Origin of the sequence: Flavobacterium odoriferum (assembly GCF_025499515.1) — a bacterium.
Classification (GTDB): domain Bacteria; phylum Bacteroidota; class Bacteroidia; order Flavobacteriales; family Flavobacteriaceae; genus Flavobacterium; species Flavobacterium odoriferum.
The window spans coordinates 1-20,350 of record NZ_JAMKFA010000010.1 but is presented as its reverse complement, the minus strand read 5'-3'; the positions used below and the strand labels follow the sequence as shown (position 1 = coordinate 20,350).

Below are 20,350 nucleotides of genomic sequence, written 5' to 3'. Positions count from 1 at the left end.
TGACTTTTTATCAATATTGATGCGAATTTATTAAATAATTTTCATACCATTGTTAAATTCTGTTAAATTATTTAAATAAAAATTTGCTTCTTTTCCAATTTCAGGAATATTTATTCCATTTTCTGAAAATAGCATTGATTCACAATCATATTCAGTATGACCAGAATATTCTTCTAAATCAGATACTTTTGAAATTTTAGCTTTGAAATAAATTTCGTTATTCTCTAAAACTTCATCATATTGAGCGGCAAAGTTAATTATTTTTTCAACACTATTGTCAATAATTTTGACATTTTTATAAATAAAATCAAAAAATCTTTTGTTATTTTGAGGAATTCTTAAATAATTATCCAATTCATTATCAACTATAACGTTTTCGTAATTATCTAATAACGAACTTAAAAGCGAAATAAAAACATATTTTCTACTTTCATCTCTATCGTAATCCATTTGAAAATATCCTGCTTCAAATAAAATTGTTGGCGTATTCTGTGTTGTAAAATAATCTCCTGTACAATTTACATTATAACTATCATCAAAACGCCCAATTTGATAAGGAATATACTCTTGTAATGCTCTATTCATCTTATTTATTATAACGATAGCTTTCATTCGTACCTCATTATAATCTCTATCATTATTAAAAGCTGGCGCTAAAAAAGACATTGTAGCTGGAAGATTAAAACCCTCAGTACCAAAAATAGTGCGCTGATCATGCAAATTATAACAATAATCAGGCTTAAACTCTTCATATAAGATTCTTAAAAGCTTCATTTCGGGTTGTGAAGCCAAGTAGGCATCTCTATTTAAATCAACCGAATTAGCGTTTTCACGCGTGTAAGCAAACGCACCATCAGGATTAAGCATTGGAATACATAATAAGGTATACTTATTTTTAATTTGTTGTGCTAATTCTGAATCCTTTGAAAGGAAATTAAAAAAATCAAATAGTCCTTTAGTTGTTGTTGGTTCGTTGCCGTGCATTTGCGACCACATCAGAATCTTAGTTTTTCCGGTCCCAATTTGAACTTGATAAATTGATCGTTGCTGAACTGATTTTCCAATTTCAGTTATTTCAAACACATTTTTAAATGATTCTAATAAAGGAAAAATAACATCTAAATGAATATATTTTCCTTTCAGTTTTGGTTCTAAATATTCTGTTGCTAATTGTAAACTATCCATGGCTTTATATTGTGTTACAAATGTAAACAACTTTATATTTACAATTGTAAACAACTAAAATCATTCTTAAAATTACTTTTGTAAACACTTTTCTTTGCCAGGATAAGTACAATATCTTGTGCTTGTTTACAAAAATGTAAATTAATATAAGTAAGGATTAAAATATTATTTATCAGTGATTTAATATTTAATACTTAAACTTAATATTCAATTTAGATGTCGTTATTTACATTTGTAAACTTGTTTTATTAGTCTTGTTTGTTTACATTTGTAATTGATTGAAATTTTAATCCTATTTACAATGGTAAACATTGATGACTTTATTAAACGCTTGGAAATAATCCTCGATTATTACAATTTATCTGCTTCTGCTTTTGCTGATAAAATCAGTGTGCAACGTTCAAGTTTGTCTCACCTACTCTCGGGTAGAAATAAACCAAGTTTAGATTTTATTATCAAAGTGATTGAGGTTTTTCCGGAAGTAGATTTGTATTGGATTTTAAACGGAAAAGGTACATTTCCAAAATCTGAAAATACTTCAAATCATTTTGAAGAAGTAAAATCAGCCCCAATTGAAACTCCATTTATTCAAACCGAATTAGAATCACCTGATTTATTTTCGGCTACAGCTAGTAAAAATTTTGAAAAAGAAATACAGCCCACAGAAATTAATCACCACACTCCTACTGCAAATACTTCTGGCACTATCGAACGCATTGTGATTTTTTACAAAGACGGAACTTTTAAAAACTATATGCCATAAAAAAAGCTCTATAAAATAGAGCTTTTAACATTCAAATTAAAAATCAACACATTATCTTCTCAATAAATACACTGCTGTTACGCCAGCTTCGTTTCTCGCTGTTTGTGGTGCAAAATCTCCATTAGTTGTTGGAAAAGCAAATTTCAATACTTGTCCACCTCCATTTAAACGTTCTGCTACATATATGTCATTTGTAACATGATCGTAAGCAACGTCAACTGGATTTCCTAATAAAGAGTTTGGTCCGTAAATTCTAACTTGGTTACTCATAGCAATTGTTCCCATATTAGCAGTTGCACTTAAAACAGAAGAAAAGTTGTTAATTACGATTAATCCACCATCTGTAGCACTTGAAGCCAAGCCAACATCTGATAAAACCATTACATTATCTTGATTTGAATACGTTATTCCGTGAGTTCTTACCAATCCTTCGATAGTAACTCTTTTTGAAGCGGTAATTGTTCCTGTAGCATTTGCAAAGAAATTGTTATATACAACCAAATCACTTGTATTATCAGCAATTGCATACATAGTTTCTCCTTCTAAATGAATTCCCCAAAGTTTAATATCTACTGTGTAAGTATTTAAAAGCGTAAAACCAGATGTATTTCTTTGGTACACATAAAATTTACTGATATTTCCATTTCCAGCATTTTGATCTTGTGTAACAACTACTTTATCACCAGAAACAGCAATTTCACGAGCATTTGTAAAATCTGAAACAGAAGAAAATCCTAATGATAATGCTGTAGACGAAGTTATAATTGAATTTCTAAAACCAGTGTAAGCATCTACTCTATTATTAGTTCGTGATGCAAGAATTACTTGATCTTTAAACGGATCGTAAAAAATTCCATCAGAATCTGTTGAAGAAACTGAGAAACTTTTTGGAGTTGGTGTAGTTGCTAATAAATCAGTGTATGAAATAGCACCAGATGTATTACTTGACGTAAAAAGTTTTAATTCTACTGCTGGTGTTGGTGTTGGATCAACAGGTGTTGGATCAACTGGAGTTGGCATAGAATCATCATCACTACAAGATGCAAATGAGATTGCAATAATTGCTAAAGGGAATAATAGTTTTTTCATTTGTTAAAAGTTTTTGAATTTCTTTTATGTACGAAAAACTATTATTCTTGGTTTTAAATTAGATGAATATTTTAAAAAATTATTAAATAATACCTGTAAATCAATAAGTTGGTTTTAATTATTTTTTAGGAACATAACTTAATTCTGGAATTTTTCCAATTACACCAACATAATAAGATTCTAAAAATTTAATATCTTCTTCAATATTTCCTGTAGGATAAAAAGGTTTGTTATAAACCACTTCTTTTTTACCATAATCAAAAGCAACAGGAATAATTGGAACATTTGCTTTCAAAGCCATGTAATAGAAGCCTGTTTTCCATTCGGTTACTTTTTTTCGAGTACCTTCTGGTGCAATAGCTAATCTAAAAATTTCTTTTTCTTGAAATATTTTTGCGATTGTATCTACTTTGTTCTCATTTTTTTGGCGATTTAAAGGTGTTCCTCCAGTCCAAGTGAAAAAATAATTGAATGGAAACACAAATAGCTCTTTTTTGGCTACATAATTTATTTCAATATTTAGAATTCCACGAGAGAAAATTCCAAGGAAAAAATCCCACCAACTAGTGTGTGGAACCGCTATTAATACACATTTTTTAACTTCTGGAGCAATAGTTCCAACTACTTTCCATCCGAAAATTTTACAGAAAATAAATTTGTATATAATTTGTTTCATTTGAGTTAATTTGACACAAAAATAAAATTATATTTACGATTACAAACAAAAGCAAATGATAAAGCGTTTATTAAGCTATATTTTACCTGTTAAAATCTATCAAAAGAAATCGGAATTCAGTAAAAATCTGGAAGTTACCTGGAATAATGGATATTTAGTTTTAGATTCTGAAAACACGAATTATTCTTTTGGTAGCTTACAACGTGTGCTTAAAAAAGGTTTAAAATACATTGGTTACGAACGTATTAATACATTTGAAAACATATTAATTCTTGGAGTTGCAGGCGGAAGTGTTATTGAAACAATTAAAAATGACATTAAGTTTAAAGGTAAAATTACTGGAGTTGAAATTGATGCTACTGCAATAGAAATTGCCAACAAATACTTTGGTTTAAACAACTATAAAAATGTGGAAATTATAATTGAAGATGCGTTTGAATTTGTTTTAAAAACCAAAGAAAAATATGATTTAATTGTGATTGATATTTTTCAAGATACTACAATGCCTAATTTTTTATTTGAAGATTTTTTTATTAATCGAATTAACTTTTTACTTAAGGTGAATGGTTTTATCTTATTTAATACTATGGTTTTAGATTACCAAGACAGAAGAAGAAACGCTGTTTATAAAAGTAAATTTGACAACAACTATTCTGTTAGATTGTATCCAAAAATTGAAGTACACAACGAATTATTTACCATTAAAAAATTGGCTTAATGAACTTTTTTAAAAAATTATTAGTTGGTAAAGTAAATCATAATTACACTCCAAAATACAACCCTATTCAAAAACGAATTTTGAATATAAAATCTATTTGGAACAACGATCATCAAGATGATAATGGTATTGAGAAAATTGTTCGTTTATTTTTATCGTCTTCTCAGTTATTATTTCCTGGTATTTACATCAAGTACTTTGCTTGTAAAATAGGTCACGAATATCAAGATTTGGCTTTAGATTTATATGTTTTGGCAAAGGTATTGTTTCCTTTTTTAATTTTGATAAATGGATGGCAAAATCATGATTATATGATTTGGGTATTGGTTTTTGTACTACTAGAAACTGTTTTATACATTCCAACTTTAATTTTTGCATCCGATTTATTTTCTAGACCTCGTTCATATAAACGTTCAATGCTATTATTGTTTTTTAATTACATTGAAATTGTGGTTTCTTTTGCGGTTTTATATACTTTAGGAAACAATATGAACAAACCTTTTGAACACTGGTTTGATTCGGTTTATTTTAGTTTAATAAGCTCAAATTCAATTGGTTTTGGAGATTACTACCCTATTACCATTTTTGGAAAAGTATTGGTAAGTCTTCAAGCGTTGTTCTTTTTATCGTTTGTAATTTTGTTTTTAAATTTTTTCTCAACAAAAGTAAAAAGTAAAGGCTATTTTGATGACGAAGAAATTTAAGATAATAACTTTCGTGCTTTTTCTAAATCTTCAATAGTGTCAATTCCGATGCTTCCGTGCGAAGTTTCTAACATTTTAATACGTTTTCCGTATTCTAAATAACGAAGCTGTTCTAATTTTTCAGAAGCTTCTAATGATAACATAGGTAAACGGTAAAAATCCATCAAAGCTTCTTTTCTAAAAGCATAAATTCCGATGTGTTTCATATAACGAACACCTGCATTTTCTTCTCTTGGAAACGGAATAACCGAGCGAGAAAAGTATAACGCAAAACCTTGTTGGTCAGTTATAACTTTTACGTTATTTGGATTGTTAATTTCTTCTTTATCAGTAATTTGAAACATCAATGAGCCCAAATCGACTTTCTTTTCAGTATCGTTTTTAAAAACTTCGATTAACTCTTCTAACGGTTTTTTGTTGATAAATGGTTCATCGCCTTGCACGTTAATTACAACATCAATATCCATGTTTTCAACTGCTTCTGCAATTCTGTCGCTTCCGCTTTCGTGTTCTTTAACTGACATGATGGCTTTTCCTCCATTCGAAATTATTTCGTTGAAAATCAAATCGGAATCGGTTACCACAAAAACATCATCAAATAAATTGGTAGAAACTGCAGCTTCATAAGTACGAAGAATTACCGTTTTGCCACCTAAATCTTGCATTAATTTTGCAGGAAAACGTGTGGATGCATAACGAGCAGGAATTACAGCGATGATTTTCATTAGAATAAAAGGTTAAAAGTTTAAATGTTTAGAAGTTTAAAAGTTACTTTTTCGAAACAAAAAATCGTTTAAACAATCTAATCCCGACAAAAATAATAAGGATAACCACAATAAAAGCAACAATAGGCAAGAAAATAGCTAAAACCGACACAAAAGATGCAGTTGCAGTTTCTGTTGTGGAAACTAAATGATTTCCAATTCCGCCAGTAGTTACAGTTGATGTTGCTCTTGTTACTGCTGTTGCCGAATTAATTGCTGTAGCGGTTCCGCCACCAGCTATGATAGCTAATCCCCACGTTATCATAGGATCTAAATCGACTAAAGTGGAAGCCATCACAACCGTTCCGGCTATTCCTGCCAAAGGAACAGCAAGTGTATCCAATAAATTATCAATATACGGAATGTAATAACCCAAAATTTCAACAATTGTGGCTATTCCCAAACAAATAATTGCTGTTAAACTTCCAATCCAAACAAACGAATCGCCCACAGGAACGAATCCAAAATGTGTGGCTAAACTTAGTACAAACAAAGGTACAAACACTCTAAAACCAGCCGAAGCGGCTAATCCTATCCCAAGACAAACACTAATTATCGTTTCTAACATAGCTTAATTGTGAAAATATTCATCTTTAAATCCTATTAAATACAGTTTTTCTTCTGCACGTGTAATGGCAGTGTACAACCATCTCACATAATCAATATCTATACCATTTGGCAAATAAGGTTGCTCTACAAAAACCGTTTTCCATTGTCCACCTTGCGATTTATGGCACGTTATCGCATAAGAAAATTTAACTTGCAAGGCATTGAAATACTCATTTTCTTTTACTTTTTGCAGTTTTTTATATTGCTGACGCTCGTCTTCATAATCCAATAACACTTCTTGATACAATTTATTTGATTCTTCATACGTTAACGAAGGTGATTCGCTCATAATTGTATCTAACATTATGATAGTGTCAAAAGCAGCTTGATTAGGATAATCAACCATTCTAACTTTTACAGTTGCAAATTTGAAGCCGTACAATTCTTGAATTTTTCTAATCTCCAAAATTTCAACAATATCGCCATTTGCAATAAAACCCGCTTCCGATTCTTCTTTCAACCAAAAATAGTTATTTTTTACAACCATTAAATAATCGCCTGTAGAAATTTCGCTTTCTTTTGATAAAATTGAAGTTCTAATTTGCTGATTGTATTGATTTGCTCTTTTATTTGAACGAACAATAAAAACAGTGTCTTCTATTCCATAATTATCATAAGCACCATGAATCGCATCCTGAATTTCATATCCATCTTGCAAACGGATAATATCTTTAAATCCTTTTAATTTAAATTGAAACGTATCAATAAAATGAGAATGTAACAATTCGCGTAATTGCGTAGCATTGTATAAAATTCCCGAATTTTCAGATTGACGCATTACTTCATCAAATTCGATATGATGTACATTTTTTTGATAATGTAAAGAAAGTGAATCAATGTCTAAAGCTGGACTTATAGTCATATTAACGGGCGGCAACTGAGCGGTATCTCCTATTAATAGTAATTTGCAATTTTTTCCAGCTTCTACATAAAAAAACAAATCGTCTAACAAGGAACCATTTTCATATAATTTAGAATCTTGAGAAGTGTCTGAAATCATAGAAGATTCATCAACTATAAATAAGGTGTTTTTAAATTTATTTTGTTGCAGGGTAAAACTAATGCCTCCTGTTTTATTTTTTTTAGGATAATAAATTCGCTTATGGATTGTAAATGCTGGTTTTCCGGAATAATTACTGATGACTTTTGCTGCTCTACCTGTTGGTGCCAACAATACACACTTCATTTCTACGTTACTAATAGAATTAATTACGTTAGAAATTATGGTAGTTTTTCCTGTTCCGGCATAACCTTTTAAAACAAAAATGTCATCTGGAGTAGAATTAAGTAAAAAATCGGCAATTTTTTGAAGAAAAATATCTTGCTTTAAAGTAGGCTCAAATAAAAAATTTTCTCGTAATAAATTGTAAAACAGCTTATAAGTCATTAAAAAATGTTTCGCTAATATTAATTTTTCAAAGATACTGATGATTTTTACAAGAAATTCTTTTCTAAAGAAAAAAAAATTGTAGATTTGCGTACCTATTTAACTAAAAAATTTTAGAATCAAATGTTAGAAATTGCTATTTATTTAGTCGTATTGATTGTTTTAATCCTTGTGTTGGTTAAGCTAATTGATAAATTTGTCACTCCTGGAAGTAGAAAGATAGTTTCTATATTATTATGGGGTGTTTCTTTTTTCTTAGTGTATTTAATTTATGCTTCTGTAATGAAACCAATCAATTTTGATAAAACAAAAGAAGAGAGATTTCAAACTGCAGTTAACACAATGTTAGATATTAAAAAAACACAATTAGGCTACAAATCTGTTTATGGTAAATATGCGGATAGTTTTGATGAGTTAGTTAAATTTGTGGAAACTCAAAAATTTGACATTATTTCTCGTAGAGATACTGCTGTAATTGATGCTGCGAAAAATGCTGCTTTTGGTATCACTGTTGGTGCTGATGGTGTAGGTGGTTTTTATAAAGACATTGTAATTACTGAAAAATTAGGTAGTGTTTCTGTAAAAGATTCTTTATTTAAAAATTCTGATCGTTACAAAAGACTTAATATTGTAAAAGTTGGAGATTTTGAAGTTCCTGTTACAATGAAAACTAAATTAGTTAATAGAAACGATATGAATATTTCTGTTTTTCAAGCCAAAATTGATAAAAATGCTTTATTAAAAGATTTAGATCAAGAGTTAGTTAAAAATGAAAATAAAGTTGAATCTATTGACGAAATTAATGGTAAAGAAATCATTTTAGGTTCATTAGAAGAAGTTAGTCTTACAGGAAACTGGCCAAAAAAATATGGTAGTAACGAATAACGACATTACTCAAAAAACATACAAAAAGTTGTCCATTCAGGTTTCCTTGAGTGGACTTTCTTTTTGTGTCTTTGATTTGTTTACCAATAAAGTTCTGCACACCGCCGAAATCGCTTTTGAGAAAAACAAAGTAGTCGAAGAACAACTTTGGCGTTCGTTTGTAGATAATTCAATTTTAACAAAGCCATATGATGAAATTGTTGTTTTACATAACAACAACTTAAATACCTTTGTGCCAACTTCATTATTTGATGCTGACTTTTTAGCGAGTTATTTGCAATACAATACCAAAGTTTTTGAAACCGATTTTTTTACCTATGATGTTGTTTTTCCTTATGAAATGAATAACATTTATGTACCTTTCGTTAATATCAACAACTTCTTATTAGATCAATATGAAACTTTTGAATACCAAAATGCAAATTCTATTTTGGTAAAACAACTATTAGATTTATCTAAAAATAAAGAAGAAAAGCAAGTATTTGTTCACGTACAAAAAGAACACTTTGAACTAATTGTGGTGAAAAATCAACAATTGATTCTTTTTAATTCATTCCAATACAAAACACCAGAAGATTTTATTTACTATATTTTGTTTACTTGTGAGCAATTACAGCTAAATCCTGAAACTATTTTGGTTCAAATATTAGGAAATTGTTCTGAAGACGACGCTTGTTTTAAAATAGCTTTCCAATACATTAGAAATTGTAGTTTATTAGATGTTACTAGTAAAGCTTCAATTTTAGAAGTAACTCCTACTGCTTTAAGAAATCACTTTATATTATACCATTCATGAGAATTATCTCCGGAAAACACAAAGGGCGTAGATTAGTTGCACCTAAAAATTTACCTGTTCGTCCTACAACCGACATGTGTAAGGAATCGTTGTTTAATATTTTGAATAACTATTTTAATTTACATGGATTAAAAGTACTCGACTTATTTGCTGGAACTGGTAATATCAGTTACGAATTTGCTTCTCGTGGTGCTGGACCAATTACAAGTGTTGATGGCGATATGGGTTGTGTAAATTTCATTAAAAAAACTTCAACCGATTTAGATTTAGATATCAGCGTCATTAAAAGTGATGTTTTTAAATTCTTAGAAAAAAGCAAAACAAGTTATGATATCATTTTTGCTGATCCTCCTTATGATTTAGGTCAGGAAAATTTTGAAAAAATTATTCAACTTATTTTTGAAAACGAAATTTTAGACGAAGAAGGTATGTTGATTGTAGAACATTCCAAACATACAAAACTAGAACACCTAACAAATTTCTCTTTTTCAAAAAGTTATGGTGGTTCGGTATTTTCTTTTTATGAATTTGAAAGCGACGAAGAAGAAGATATTGAAGAGGAAGATGAAGGGTAAAATCTTCAAAAAAAAGCAGACCTATAAGCCGGATTCTGTCTCCGATAAATCGGAGCCTTATCATTTATCTAGACTAAACATTACTGCTTAGCTCAAGCTGCCTACCCTTCAACATCGGACGAGTCGCCCTTATTCTGATTACTCAGAAACTGCTGATATACTTGACATTTCACCGCATAGAGTTTACCTGGTTTCACTACAGCATTACCTGTACATACTTTCTGTTGCACTTGTCCTCGCCTTTCAACGGACGGGCGTTACCCGCTATGCTACTCTTTGGTGTCCGGACTTTCCTCTCCCGATAAATCGGGAACGATAAGGCGGTCTGCGGTGCAAACTTACAATAAAATATATTGGTTTTTTAACTTTTATTCAAAGAGTTTAACGTTTTATAGGGTATTTGCCCAAATTAAAAACTGTAAATTTATATGCCCTTAACAATCAATATCATGACAAATATATATAAGTACGCATCTGTTTCAGTTGCATTAAAACAATTGAGAAAAGAAGGTTTTACATACGATTTTAATCAAAATTCAGAAGAAATTATTTTACATCCAGAAAATTATATTGTAAATCAAATTTATCAATACGAAGGAAATTCAAGTCCAGATGATAGCTCAATTGTTTATGCTATTGTTTCAAAATTTGGACTAAAAGGTGTTTTTGTGACAGGTTCTTCTGCAAATTCAGTAGATGAAAATGCACATTTTATTTCAAAATTAGTAATAAAAAACAGAAACGACACCCATTTATAATCCCAATTTTTCTTAGTAAATTGTGAATAACTTTTATAAAGATTCTTTTCAAATTGGAATTTGGAACTTGCTTTTTGGAATTTCACAACCTATATTTGTAAATCAATAATTCGTATGGAACAATTTATAGTATCTGCCAGAAAATACCGTCCGCAAACATTTAAAGATGTTGTCGGTCAGCAGGCTATTACCAATACTTTGTTGAATGCTATTGAAACCAATCACTTAGCGCAAGCTTTATTATTTACAGGACCTCGTGGGGTTGGAAAAACTACTTGTGCTCGAATTCTAGCTCGAAAAATCAATCAAGAAGGTTATGATGATCCGTATGAAGATTTTTCGTTTAATGTGTTCGAATTAGATGCGGCTTCAAACAATGGTGTAGATGATATTAGAAGTATTATCGACCAAGTGAGAATACCTCCACAAACTGGAAAATATAAGGTTTATATCATCGACGAGGTGCATATGCTTTCTCAAGCTGCTTTTAACGCTTTCCTAAAAACATTAGAAGAACCACCTAAACACGCCATTTTTATTTTAGCGACTACTGAAAAACATAAAATTATTCCAACGATTTTATCGCGTTGTCAAATATTTGATTTCAAAAGAATTACAGTTAAAGATGCTAAAGAACATTTAGCCGAAATTGCTAAAGAACAAGGTGTTGCTTACGAAGATGATGCATTACACATTATTGCTCAAAAAGCTGATGGTGCTATGCGTGATGCTTTGTCAATTTTTGACAGAGTAGTTTCATATTGCGGAAAAAACCTTACCAGACAAGCCGTTACCGAAAATTTAAACGTATTAGATTTTGAATATTACATCAGAATCACCGATTTAATTTTAGAAAATAAAATTCCAGATTTATTAGTTGCTTACAATGATATTTTAGCAAAAGGTTTTGATGGTCATCATTTTATTGCAGGTTTAGCATCGCATTTTAGAGATTTATTGGTTTGTAAAAATCCTGCTACTTTACCTTTATTAGAAGCTGGCGAACAAGCACAAGCCTTATATGCAGCACAATCACACAAAGCTATGCATGACTTTTTAATTAAAGGAATTGAATTGGCAAACGAATGCGATTTGAAATTTAAAGTCAGTCAAAATCAGCGACTTTTAGTTGAACTTTGTTTGATGCAATTAGCCTCTATCACTTTTGATGGAGAAAAAAAAAAGTAGCTAAATTTATCATTCCAGCTACTTATTACAAGAACAACTCCTACTCTATTACTGAAGTTCCAACGATTAAAGCACAAATTCCAACTAAGGAATCAAAACCTGTTGTAGTTGCAGAAACCGTTGTGAACGAACCTATCGTTGCAGAAATTCCTCAAGTTGAAAATGAAGTAGTTGCTCCAATTGTTCCAGAAATTCCAAAACCGGTTTTAACGAATTTAAATCCAACGGGAACTAAAGTTTCGGCACTTTCATTAGCGAGTATAAAAGCTAAAAAAGACTTAGAAGCACAACAAAATCAGCATCAAAAGCACAAAGAAGAATTGCCTTCGGAAGTTTTTAACGAAACTGATATGTTGTTGCAATGGAACAAGTTTGCTCAAAAAATGACCGATAGCGGAAAACGTTTAATGGCGACTTACATGCAAATGAACGATCCAACCTTAAACGGAACCACTATTACTTTAGAACTTCCTAATCAAAGTACAAAAGAGGAGTTTTTAACAGGTTGCCATGAATTAATAGGTTATTTAAGAGGAAAATTACACAACCACGATATTACAATTGAAGTCGTTGTAAATGAAACGGTTGAAAACAAATACGCTTTTACACCACAAGAAAAATTTGAGCGTTTAAAACAAATTAACCCTACGATTGAATTGTTGAGAAAGACGTTTGATTTGGATGTTTAGTTTAATTTTTAAAAATCCCGTTAGGGATGAAATATTGGTAACTAATAACTAACCGTTTCTAAAATCCCGTAGGGATGACATCAAATTGGTTCTTTAAAAATGTAACGCTCATCATAATCCACTTCAAAAGCTTCTAAAAATTCCAAATATTCCTCTTGAAATGATTTCGTTTTATGACGCTCTTCTTGATTCTGAATATAATTGATTACATTTTGAACATGTGATTTAGAATATGAAAATGCACCGTAACCTTCTTGCCACTCAAATTTTACTTTCAAAAACATTTTTTCGTTAATCCATTTAGATGAATTGGCTTTAATGATTTGCATTAATTCGGAAATAGATTGTGTTGGACGCATTCCAATTAGAATATGAATGTGGTCTGACATTCCGTTAATGGCTAACATCTTATGATTATTTGCTTTGATAATTCCTGTAATATATTGATATAATTCATCTTTGAATGACGAATGAATTAATCCGCTTCGATATTTTACCGCAAAAACAAATTGGATGTGAATTTGTGTGTATGTGTTTGCCATAAATAAATAAATATTATTTACCGATTGTTGTCCAAAATCTACCAATATGTCGTCCCTACGGGACTTGTGTTGATTTCTATATTTTTTTATCTACCAATATGTCGTCCCGATGTGAATAATTAAATCTTCCCATAATACATCGCTTTCACGATACCATCTGATAATCCAATTTTTGGAACGTAAATATGTCTTGCGCCACTCCATTTCATGGCGTTTAGATAAATACGTGTTGCTGGAATAATTACATCGGCGCGATCTGGATTTAAACCTAAATCGGCAATACGTTGTTCGTATGTCATGCTGTTCAACTTTTGATATTGCGATTGCACATACATGTATGACAGTGGTTTGTCTTGGTTTTTCTCAGATAATTTGAATAATTTGTTGATGTTTCCACCAGAACCAATTAACGTAATATTTTCGAATGGTTCTACGTTGGCTTTAATCCATTTTTCCATTTCTTGCCAAACGATATCGTTCACCATTTCATTTAACAAACGAACGGTTCCATTTTTAAACGATTTCGAAGCAATAATTTTTCCTTCAAAAAACAGAGAGAATTCGGTACTTCCACCACCAACATCTACATATAAATACGCTTTATCAGAAGTTATGAATTGTTTTAAATCGGAAGCGGCAATAATAGCTGCTTCTTTTTTACCATCAATAATATCAATTTTAATATCGGCTTTTTTCTTAATGATTTCGGCAACTTCTTTTCCATTATAGGCTTCTCGCATGGCTGAAGTGGCACAAGCACGATATTGTTCTACTTTATGAACTTTCATTAATAGTTTAAAAGCTTTCATGGCATCAACCATTCGGTCGATATTTTCTTCCGAAATTTCGCCAACCGTAAACGCGTCTTGACCCAAACGAATGGGAACACGAACTAAGGAACTTTTATTGAATTGAGGAGCGCAACCTTCTTGCTCTACGATATTAGTTACCAACAACCTCATGGCATTGGAACCGATATCGATAGCCGCATATTTTTTTATTGTAATCATATTATTTATGTAATTATTGAACGCTTTCGGCTATTACATCAAGCTTTTTTTGGTAATAATTGTACATTTCTAATTGTGCTCTGAATGTTTTTTCATCACCGCGTTTTCTATATACATTTTTTAAATCATCTGAATGAATACGAGCTTTAACGTTGGCTTTCCAACCTATTTCGAATGTTTCAATTAGTTCTTTTTTAATCTCTTCATCATAAATAGGACAAGTTACTTCAACCCTTGCATCTAAATTTCGAGTCATAAAATCAGCAGAAGAAATAAACACATCTGGATTTCCATTATTTCCAAAAATATAAATTCGCGAATGCTCTAAGTAATTGTCTACAATACTTATAGCTTCAATATTTTCGCTCAAACCTTTTACGCCTGGTTTCAAACAACAAATTCCTCTAATAATTAACTGAATTTTTACTCCTGCTTTGCTAGCTTCATATAATTTATCCGTCATTTTAAAGTCGGAAATACTATTCATTTTCAACTTAATGTATGCTTCTTTTCCTGAAATTGCATTTAAGATTTCTCTTTCAATTAATTTGTTAAAACGACTTCTTGTATAATGAGGCGATACAATTAAATGTTTGTAACGATGGACGCGATAATTCACATCAAAGAAATCAAAAATCTTTGCAGCATCTTTTAAAATCTCGGTATTACTTGTAAACAAAGTAACATCTGTGTACACTTTTGCCGAATTTTCATTGAAATTTCCAGTTGAAATAAATCCGTAACGTTTCACTCTTCCTTCTTCAATGCGTTCGATGACACAAATTTTACTGTGCACTTTTAAACCTTTAACACCAAAAATTAATTCAATTCCTTCGGTTTGCATTTGTTCTGAATAAGAAATATTACTTTCTTCATCAAAACGCGCTTGTAATTCGATTTGAACGGTTACTTTTTTTCCGTTTTTAGCGGCATTAATCAAAGAACTTACGATTTGTGAATTCTTAGCCAAACGATATAATGTAATTTTTATGGAAGCTACTTTAGGATCTAAAGCGGCTTCACGCAAAAATTTAATGATATATGAAAACGATTGATAAGGTGCGTATAATAAGTAATCTTTCTTCTTGATTTTCTCTAAAATACTTCCTTCTAACGATAAGCCTGGAACCGGAAGCGGAACATTTTCTCTATACAACAAATCGTATCTTCCTAAATTTGGGAAATTCATATAATCTCTACGATTGTGATATCTTCCGCCAGGAATAATACTATCAGAACTATCGATTTTCATTCCTTTCAAGAAAAACTCTAACGTATCTTTTCCAATTGCTTGATCATATACAAAACGAACTGGCTCACCTACTCTACGTTCTTTTACCGAAGACGAAATTTTTTCAATCAAACTCTTACTCAAGTCACTATCAAATTCTAACTGGGCATCACGTGTAATTTTTATCATGTGTGCTGAGATGCTTTCGTAATCAAAAATGTTGAAAATATTGTTTAAATTGTAACGAATAACATCATCCAATAAAATAATGTATTGCTTTTCAGAATTTGAAGGGAGCACTACAAATCGATTCACTGTATTAGGAATTTCTACTACTGCATAACGAATTTCTTTGGAATTTAAATCTGACTTTTCTTTAGATTTCATTATCAGTTTAACCGCCAAATAACCCGAAGTGTCTTTTAAAAGTGGAAATTCTTCCAAATCATTCAACATTATGGTTACTACAGCTGGACTAACTTTTTGAATGAAATAATCGTGAATAAAGTTTTCTTGATCTTTAGAAATATCTTTTTCACTGATAATAAAAATATTTTCCTTTTCGAGTTTTTTCTCGATTTCGCTTAAAATTCGTAAACTTTCTGATTGCTGTTCAATGACAATTTCTGTAATTTCTTTCAATAATTGTTCAGCTGGAACACCTAAAATTTTCTCTGTTTCAGTTGATTCAAGACTCATACGACGAATTGCCGCATATCGTACTCTAAAAAATTCATCTAAATTATTGGAGAAAATTCCTAAAAATCGAAATCTATCTAATAATGGAACGTTTTCATCATTAGCTTCTTGAAGTACACGAGCATTAAATGTTAACCAACTTTTTTCGCGGTCTATATAATTATAATCTGTATTAGTCATTTTTAAATTGGCTTGGAAATAAGGTTGTAATAGTTTTTCCTTTACTTAAATTTTCCCAATCATCAGAATCAAACTGCAAAGCAACCAAACCAGATGTTGGAACATTATCTATGTAAAGGTCTCCAAATTTATTAACAAAATTTGTAATAGCTTCATTATGTCCAAAAAGAATTAGGCTATCATGCTCATTTTTACATTTTTTTATGATTTGATGCAATTTTTTATCATCAAACGTATATAAATCAGCTGTAAAATGTATCGTTTCTAATGGTATAGAAAGATATTGTGAAAAAATATAGGCAGTTTCAGTAGTGCGTTTAGCTTTACTACTCCAAACTATGTAAGATTTCGGAACAATATCAACTGATTTTGAAGCAATTAAATGTGCGTCTTTAATGCCGCGTGCTGAAATTGATCTGTCTATATCTTGCACAGGTGTGTCCCAGCTTGACTTTGAATGTCTAATTAAAATTAAATTTTTCATATTATCCCATTTAGATGATTAAATTAATCATTTTTTTTTATGTTATAGCAATCGTTTCTACGAATTTTAAGTGACTTTATAGATGATTTTAATCACTTTGTCGAAAAACTACTACAACATATTTGAAAATAATAGATTTTAAGTAATTTAGCCATGTGAATTTAATAAGATTCTTACATTTATTTAATATATAAAATTCATAAGTGTAAGATTTTTAAATAGTTACCCCTTAACTACTTAAATAATCTATTTTTTTACTACCCCAATCTAACCTTTTTACAAGACTTACTATAATTCTTAATTTTAAAATTAGTGTTATGGAAAGTATATCAAAATTCAAGTGTCATTTTTTAATGACATTATTTTTCTTAGTATGTTATGAAACTTCTAGTGCTCAAGAGATTTATAACTATAATGAATCCGTGTTAAACAGTAAAGAAAAAGCTAAAATTAGTGCTATTTTAAATTCAAATAGTATTCAGTTTTCAAATAATCATACTTTAAACAAGACATCCCAAGACAGCAATACTTTAGATATTGATTATTTGAATCTCTCAAATTTAAATCAAGTAAATAAAGCACAAATTCAAAATATTAAAAATTGTATTGTGCGAATTTCTACACCAATTTCTTCAATTAATTTGAATGCTTTAAATCAATTTTCAAATTTAGAAATTGTTCATCTAATCATAGAAACTAATGCAATCAACGGAAATATTCCAAGTTTGATTATAATGAATAATCCGCAAGTTTTAATTTCTTATCAAATAAGCATTCCTGAATAATTTTATATAGTATATCATGTATCCAAAAAACTACGTTTCTAAAAAATTGACAGAAAATAAAGCATTGTTTTGTGCTTTGTTCTTCTTGTCATTTAGCTACTTTGGAATGGCTCAAGTAAGAGTTAATTTTACACCAAGAGAACCAGTTGCTAGTCCGTCAACATCTATTTATCATGTTAAAGGAGATTTCTCATTAATTGGAAATACGAATTTGACCTTAAACACTTATGATGATAATGAGCCAAATAGTAATAATAATATGCGCTATGTGGATGTGGATGGAGATGCTAATACTTTTAATTCATCTTCAGCTAATTTAACATTCTCAAACGAAAATGGAGCAATTCCTGAATGTTCAAAAGTTGTTTTTGCAGGATTATATTGGACTGGTAGAGCTTCAAATGGATCAAATAGTCCTGATACTTTTGATGTTACAAAAAATTCTATTACTAAAACATTTAACAAACGAAAAGTACAATTAAAAGGTCCATTATCAAGCTCATATACTGAAATTACTGCAGGTACAAACGATATCTACTATCCACAAAATAATGATGGTTTTATGTATTCTGCTTTTGCTGAAATTACAGAATATGTAAAAACAAATGGTCTAGGTCAATATACTGTTGCAGATATTGCTCTTGTCGAAGGGAATGGTGGTTCTACTGGATATTATGGTGGTTGGGGAATTATTGTTATTTATGAAAATTCTAAAATGAGATGGCGTGATATTACTGTTTTTGATGGACACGCCTATGTTCAAGGAAGTACAACTGTGAGTCATCAAATTCCTATTTCTGGGTTTAATGCAGTACAAACCGGTCAGGTTAATGTAAAACTTGGATTAATGGCTGGTGAAGGTGATCGTAGTATTAGTGGTGATTATTTTAACATTCTTCGATCAAGTGATAACAATTGGCAAGCATTAAATCATTCTGGAAATGGAACAAATAACTTTTTCAATTCATCAATTCAAACTGGAGGAAATACTAGAAACCCGAACCTTTCAAACAATACTGGATTAGATATTTCTATGTTTAATATTCCTAACCCAGGAAACTCAGTTATTGCTAATAATCAAACATCAACAACACTTAGGTATGGTTCAACACAGGATACATATGTAATTTTTATGGCTGCAATGGCAGTAGATGCATATATTCCAGAAGCTGAAGGTGTAATGTCATTGGTAACTATTAATGGATTACCTGCAACAAGTACAACAACTGTTTTACCTGGCGAAGAAATTGAATATTCAATTAAAATTTTAAATGAAGGTACAGACGCAATTAATAATACTCAAATAAGAATTGAGATTCCATATATGTCGACTTTTGTAAATGGAAGTCAAAGCGGTACAATTAATTTTAGTCCATTACCTACTCCAAATAATTTATATTTTAATCCTGCAATAGGACCTTCAGGAGCCTTAATTTGGGATATTGGTACTCTTCCCGTTCCAGCTAGTCCATCTGATATACTTGGAGAATTAAAATACAAAATAAAAATTACAGAAGATTGTTTTTTACTTAAAAATCAATTCTGTATTCCAAGCACTACACTTCAAGGATTTATTAGTGGAGTTGGTGCTCTTACTGGAATTGCAATTACAAACCAACCTTTTATTCAAGGATATGTAAATTCAGGACTTTGTGTGGGTGATCCAATTACTGATCCAATTTCAGTTAGTATTGATGCAACTGACTATATCAGTCAAAACTGCCAAAATACAAATGTGTCTTTAGAATTTAATTATTGTGGCACCACCGTTACAATTCCATTTAATTCGATTGCATCAAATTATCCAAATGGAACACAATTTTATAATTCATATCCTGTAACGTCTTCAACTACTGAATATACTTCAAGCAATCCATTTCCAAATAGTATTGGGACAAATATTTACTATGCCGTTCCACCAAATTCAAATGGATGTCATTACAGATTTTCAATTGTTATAGATGATATCCCTACAATAACTTCACCTGCTTCTTCAACAATTAATGGATGTGGAACAGGTGCAATAACAATATTGCCATTTAGCACAACTCCTGTAACAATAACATTACAAGATTTTATTAACATCGGTGGAAGTGTTTCAAATAACGCTTTAAGTTACAATATAACATATGTAGATGTAATTTCTGGAACTTGTCCAACTATCGTAAATAGAAATTATACAGTTTCTACATCATGTATTACTGTTAATTTAAATCAAGTATTTACAATTGAACTTACGGATTTCACGCTTCCTGCAAATACTGCTTCAACTGTAGCTTGTGCTGCGGATATTGTAGCGCCTTCGGTTCCTGTGGTAACGGATAATTGTGGTAATGTGTTAGTGGCTTCGGCTCCTGTGGTTTCTGCTAATCCAACTTGTGAAGGAAATGTAACGTATACTTATACTTTCACAGATTGTGAAGGAAATACGCACAATTGGGTACATACTTTCACTATCGAAAATAATGATTTCACGCTTCCTGCAAATACGTCATCAACTGTGGCTTGTGCTGCGGATATTGTAGCGCCTTCGGTTCCTGTGGTAACTGATAATTGTGGAAATGTGTTAGTGGCTTCGGCTCCTTCGATTTCTGCTAATCCAACTTGTGAAGGAAATGTAACGTATACTTATA

General features: G+C 30.7%; 21 protein-coding genes and 1 other RNA gene. 11 read left to right on the top strand and 11 right to left on the bottom strand.

From position 1 onward, the window contains the following. Positions 1–30 precede the first annotated feature (30 nt). Positions 31–1,185 carry a M14 family zinc carboxypeptidase gene (locus M9Q43_RS08565; protein WP_262318518.1) on the bottom strand — a complete coding sequence of 385 codons (1,155 nt, stop codon included), beginning with the start codon at positions 1,183–1,185 and terminating at the stop codon, positions 31–33. 301 nt (positions 1,186–1,486) lie between these two features. Here M9Q43_RS08565 and M9Q43_RS08560 point away from each other — a divergent pair, with 301 nt between their 5' ends. After that, positions 1,487–1,948 (top strand): helix-turn-helix domain-containing protein, encoded by a 462-nt coding sequence (locus tag M9Q43_RS08560; RefSeq protein ID WP_262318517.1) that lies wholly within the window; start codon positions 1,487–1,489, stop codon positions 1,946–1,948. A gap of 51 nt (positions 1,949–1,999) precedes the next feature. Here the strand turns inward: M9Q43_RS08560 and M9Q43_RS08555 are convergent, their stop codons facing one another. Together M9Q43_RS08555 and M9Q43_RS08550 are read right to left on the bottom strand one after the other, a co-directional pair. Further along, a complete protein-coding gene (locus M9Q43_RS08555; protein ID WP_262318516.1) occupies positions 2,000–3,037 on the bottom strand; it encodes a hypothetical protein in 1,038 nt (345 codons plus the stop codon). A gap of 118 nt (positions 3,038–3,155) precedes the next feature. Next, the gene (locus M9Q43_RS08550; RefSeq protein ID WP_262318515.1) at positions 3,156–3,713 is read right to left on the bottom strand and encodes a 1-acyl-sn-glycerol-3-phosphate acyltransferase; all 558 of its coding nucleotides are present in this window, start codon (positions 3,711–3,713) and stop codon (positions 3,156–3,158) included. A 55-nt stretch (positions 3,714–3,768) separates the two neighbouring features. Between M9Q43_RS08550 and M9Q43_RS08545 the strand changes: the two genes are divergently transcribed. Together M9Q43_RS08545 and M9Q43_RS08540 are read left to right on the top strand one after the other, a co-directional pair. Next, positions 3,769–4,431: a spermidine synthase gene (locus M9Q43_RS08545; protein WP_262318514.1), complete on the top strand. Its 663-nt coding sequence runs from the start codon at positions 3,769–3,771 to the stop codon at positions 4,429–4,431. Continuing rightward, entirely contained in the window at positions 4,431–5,135 is a 705-nt protein-coding gene (locus M9Q43_RS08540; RefSeq protein WP_262318513.1) for a potassium channel family protein, read from the top strand. Before M9Q43_RS08545 ends, M9Q43_RS08540 begins: the two co-directional genes overlap by 1 nt. Here the strand turns inward: M9Q43_RS08540 and kdsB are convergent. Genes kdsB through M9Q43_RS08525 form a run of 3 tightly spaced genes read right to left on the bottom strand, consistent with a single transcriptional unit; the run spans position 5,132 to position 7,895 of the window. After that, positions 5,132–5,860, bottom strand: coding sequence for a 3-deoxy-manno-octulosonate cytidylyltransferase (kdsB, locus tag M9Q43_RS08535; protein ID WP_262318512.1), 729 nt, complete (start codon positions 5,858–5,860; stop codon positions 5,132–5,134). The genes M9Q43_RS08540 and kdsB overlap by 4 nt on opposite strands. Positions 5,861–5,903: 43 nt before the next feature. Then, positions 5,904–6,467 carry a DUF4126 domain-containing protein gene (locus M9Q43_RS08530; RefSeq protein WP_262318511.1) on the bottom strand — a complete coding sequence of 188 codons (564 nt, stop codon included), beginning with the start codon at positions 6,465–6,467 and terminating at the stop codon, positions 5,904–5,906. 3 nt (positions 6,468–6,470) lie between these two features. Further along, complete coding sequence (locus tag M9Q43_RS08525) at positions 6,471–7,895, bottom strand: ATP-dependent DNA helicase (protein WP_262318510.1); 1,425 nt, start codon at positions 7,893–7,895, stop codon at positions 6,471–6,473. A 123-nt stretch (positions 7,896–8,018) separates the two neighbouring features. Here M9Q43_RS08525 and M9Q43_RS08520 point away from each other — a divergent pair, with 123 nt between their 5' ends. From M9Q43_RS08520 to rsmD, 3 genes are read left to right on the top strand one after another with little or no spacing between them, the layout of a single operon-like run. Next, positions 8,019–8,780, top strand: a complete 762-nt coding sequence (locus tag M9Q43_RS08520; RefSeq protein WP_262318509.1) for a hypothetical protein — start codon at positions 8,019–8,021, stop codon at positions 8,778–8,780. Then, a complete protein-coding gene (locus M9Q43_RS08515) occupies positions 8,764–9,576 on the top strand; it encodes a DUF3822 family protein (protein ID WP_262318508.1) in 813 nt (270 codons plus the stop codon). Before M9Q43_RS08520 ends, M9Q43_RS08515 begins: the two co-directional genes overlap by 17 nt. Further along, positions 9,573–10,151, top strand: coding sequence for a 16S rRNA (guanine(966)-N(2))-methyltransferase RsmD (gene rsmD, locus M9Q43_RS08510; protein ID WP_133607069.1), 579 nt, complete (start codon positions 9,573–9,575; stop codon positions 10,149–10,151). The genes M9Q43_RS08515 and rsmD overlap by 4 nt, the downstream gene beginning before the upstream one ends. An 8-nt stretch (positions 10,152–10,159) precedes the next feature. Here the strand turns inward: rsmD and rnpB are convergent. Next, an RNA gene (gene rnpB / locus M9Q43_RS08505) (RNase P RNA component class A) lies at positions 10,160–10,483 on the bottom strand. A 117-nt stretch (positions 10,484–10,600) separates the two neighbouring features. Here rnpB and M9Q43_RS08500 point away from each other — a divergent pair. From M9Q43_RS08500 to M9Q43_RS08490, 3 genes are all read left to right on the top strand, one after another. After that, complete coding sequence (locus M9Q43_RS08500; RefSeq protein WP_262318507.1) at positions 10,601–10,909, top strand: hypothetical protein; 309 nt, start codon at positions 10,601–10,603, stop codon at positions 10,907–10,909. A gap of 114 nt (positions 10,910–11,023) precedes the next feature. Beyond that, positions 11,024–12,097 carry a DNA polymerase III subunit gamma/tau gene (gene dnaX / locus M9Q43_RS08495; RefSeq protein ID WP_111565815.1) on the top strand — a complete coding sequence of 358 codons (1,074 nt, stop codon included), beginning with the start codon at positions 11,024–11,026 and terminating at the stop codon, positions 12,095–12,097. Between the two features lie 122 nt (positions 12,098–12,219). Continuing rightward, a complete protein-coding gene (locus M9Q43_RS08490) occupies positions 12,220–12,786 on the top strand; it encodes a DNA polymerase III subunit gamma/tau (RefSeq protein WP_262318506.1) in 567 nt (188 codons plus the stop codon). An 80-nt stretch (positions 12,787–12,866) separates the two neighbouring features. Here M9Q43_RS08490 and tnpA read toward each other — a convergent pair whose 3' ends face one another. From tnpA to M9Q43_RS08470, 4 genes are all read right to left on the bottom strand, one after another. Continuing rightward, on the bottom strand, positions 12,867–13,328 hold the full coding sequence (gene tnpA, locus M9Q43_RS08485; protein WP_262318505.1) for an IS200/IS605 family transposase: 462 nt from the start codon (positions 13,326–13,328) through the stop codon (positions 12,867–12,869). Positions 13,329–13,447: 119 nt separating this feature from the next. Beyond that, a complete protein-coding gene (locus M9Q43_RS08480) occupies positions 13,448–14,338 on the bottom strand; it encodes a Ppx/GppA phosphatase family protein (protein WP_262318504.1) in 891 nt (296 codons plus the stop codon). 13 nt (positions 14,339–14,351) lie between these two features. After that, positions 14,352–16,448 carry a polyphosphate kinase 1 gene (gene ppk1 / locus M9Q43_RS08475; protein WP_262318503.1) on the bottom strand — a complete coding sequence of 699 codons (2,097 nt, stop codon included), beginning with the start codon at positions 16,446–16,448 and terminating at the stop codon, positions 14,352–14,354. Then, complete coding sequence (locus tag M9Q43_RS08470) at positions 16,441–16,932, bottom strand: SixA phosphatase family protein (RefSeq protein ID WP_262318502.1); 492 nt, start codon at positions 16,930–16,932, stop codon at positions 16,441–16,443. Before M9Q43_RS08470 ends, ppk1 begins: the two co-directional genes overlap by 8 nt. A 317-nt stretch (positions 16,933–17,249) precedes the next feature. Here M9Q43_RS08470 and M9Q43_RS08465 point away from each other — a divergent pair, with 317 nt between their 5' ends. Continuing rightward, positions 17,250–17,717 carry a hypothetical protein gene (locus tag M9Q43_RS08465; protein ID WP_262318501.1) on the top strand — a complete coding sequence of 156 codons (468 nt, stop codon included), beginning with the start codon at positions 17,250–17,252 and terminating at the stop codon, positions 17,715–17,717. A gap of 16 nt (positions 17,718–17,733) precedes the next feature. Next, positions 17,734–20,350: HYR-like domain-containing protein (locus M9Q43_RS08460; protein WP_262318500.1), on the top strand; the 2,617-nt coding region annotated here is incomplete at its 3' end.